This window comes from Bradyrhizobium australafricanum, from assembly GCF_020329495.1.
Taxonomy (GTDB): domain Bacteria; phylum Pseudomonadota; class Alphaproteobacteria; order Rhizobiales; family Xanthobacteraceae; genus Bradyrhizobium; species Bradyrhizobium australafricanum.
In genome coordinates this window covers 1-803 of sequence record NZ_JAGKJL010000192.1, presented here as the reverse complement: position 1 = coordinate 803, position 803 = coordinate 1, and the positions used below count along the sequence as shown (strand labels likewise).

Sequence of the window (803 nt, the reverse complement as noted above, 5' to 3'; positions counted from 1 at the left end):
CGTGCCAGTCGAACATCGAACGGCACGGTCCAAGCCCGAGATTGCTCTAGCCGAGATTGACCGCGCGATGGCAGCCAACGTGCGCTTTGGATGTGTGCTGGCGGATGCAGGATACGGCCTCAGCGCACCGTTTCGACAAGGGCTAACAGAGCGCGGGCTGACCTGGGCTGTCGGTATCCCTCGGCACCAGAAAGTGTATCCGGTCGATGTGAAGCTCATTTGGCCGATTACCAAGGTCCGCGGAAAACCACGAAAGCACCACGTGCCCGATATCTTATCGATTGCCGCAGAACAAATGCTCGCCAGCGCCAAATGGAAAACCGTGAGTTGGCGTAGCGGGACGAAAGGTCGGCTGAAAGCCCAATTTGCTGCTCTCCGTGTCCGGACCGCCGACGGCCCTCCGCAGCGGATATGGGATAAAGGTCAGCAGCATCTCCCAGGCGACGAAGCCTGGCTCATTGGCGAGCAACGTGCGTCCGGGGAGAAGAAATACTATCTGGCCAATCTTCCGGCGGCGACGGATCTGCGCACGCTGGCCGCCACCATCAAGGCACGGTGGATTTGTGAGCAGGCGCATCAGCAGTTGAAGGAGGAACTTGGACTTGATCACTTCGAAGGGCGATCATGGCAAGGTCTTCATCGCCACGCCTTGATGACAATGATTGCCTACGCCTTCCTGCAACATCGTCGCCTCGCATACGCGGGGCGGAAAAAAAAGAATCAACGGGCCTCCGCCTCAGCCAACCATGCCAGCCGTACGTCACGCCATCGTCGATCTCATCCTTCGGCCGCCGTCTCAGCAG

General features: G+C 59.2%; 1 protein-coding gene. It reads left to right on the top strand.

Annotated features, from left to right (window positions below; all coding sequences use genetic code 11):
* A partial coding sequence (locus J6525_RS46495) for an IS701 family transposase (RefSeq protein ID WP_225649620.1) occupies window positions 1-803 on the top strand: 803 nt, incomplete at both ends.